Below are 1,172 nucleotides of genomic sequence, written 5' to 3' on the forward strand. Positions count from 1 at the left end.
AAACCTTTAAATAGACTTCAGATATATAAAAAATTTATATCTTCAGACCTATTTAAAGGTCTACGTCGCTATCGCTATGTATACCTTGATGTTAGGCACAATCAAATTATCTGCATGAATACAAGTTTAATTTTATGGTTAGTATCATTTTCTGGACTGACTGGTTGGATAATATTTTTGCATCATTCAGGAACGAAAGTACTTAGAAAATTTCCTTCAAAAAAGCCCAACAATTTTATCTATTCGGAAAGAAAAGTTGAAGCGACGAATCTTGCCAAAATGAAGAGGCATAATGGGAGTGGGCGACTTATAATAATTGATTTGTATTTTACTGATACTGAAATTTGGTTTACCTCACATTGGTTTTCTGCAATGGCCATTAATAAGCTGGATCTTATCCAAAGGGTTACTTATGAAGAAGTATTAAGTTTTCAGCAGGAAAAAAGCGAAATAGAAATTACTATCAATAATTCAAAGACCAAAAGGTTAAAAATTTTAATAGTGCCTAATGATCGTAAAAGAGTTATTGAACTCTTGAATGAAAAATGTGCCAAACAACAAATAAGTTCTCAGCATTTTAATAAAGTATTCAAATGAAAAAAATAGGGTTCAGGCCGTACTTGCTAGGTTTTCTTTTTTTGTTAGTCGCATATTTGATGGAACTAGTAATTGGTCGACCATTTCTTTATCATGCTATGTCTTATGACTATGAAAATGGAGCATATTTATTGAGAATTTCACCATTGTGGGGCCTGATATTGATTATAAATAGATATTTCATTTTTAGTTCTGCAATATTCTTGTTCATTTTGCCTCTTTTCGCCAAAGTTATTGCACGGAAAATACATTTTAATCAGAAGCATATTTTGATAATATCCATATTAGTTAGTGCAGTAACTGCAATCATTTTTTATTTTCGGATTTCATACGCTCTTTCATTTTACTTATCTGCTATGTCAACAATTTTCGCATTCTATTTTGTAACAAATAAAATTAAATCATCTAACTTAGAAAAAAGTGCCTAACAAAAAATAAAATTTACAGCGAAGCTGTTCGGCATAAATGCCTAATTTTATTCAAACGTTAGCGGTAATTGAACCATGATAAGAATACTAGTAATTTTAATTGTAATATCACCAATGTTTGGGTTTGCTCAAACTGAAACCCACAGT

Annotated in this window: 1 protein-coding gene; it reads left to right on the forward strand. The window is 30.5% G+C overall.

Annotated features, from left to right (window positions below):
* Window positions 1-597: hypothetical protein (locus T367_RS23105; protein WP_035845807.1), on the forward strand; the 597-nt coding region annotated here is incomplete at its 5' end.
* Window positions 598-1,172 lie beyond the last annotated feature (575 nt).

This window comes from Crocinitomix catalasitica ATCC 23190, assembly GCF_000621625.1.
Taxonomy (GTDB): domain Bacteria; phylum Bacteroidota; class Bacteroidia; order Flavobacteriales_D; family Crocinitomicaceae; genus Crocinitomix; species Crocinitomix catalasitica.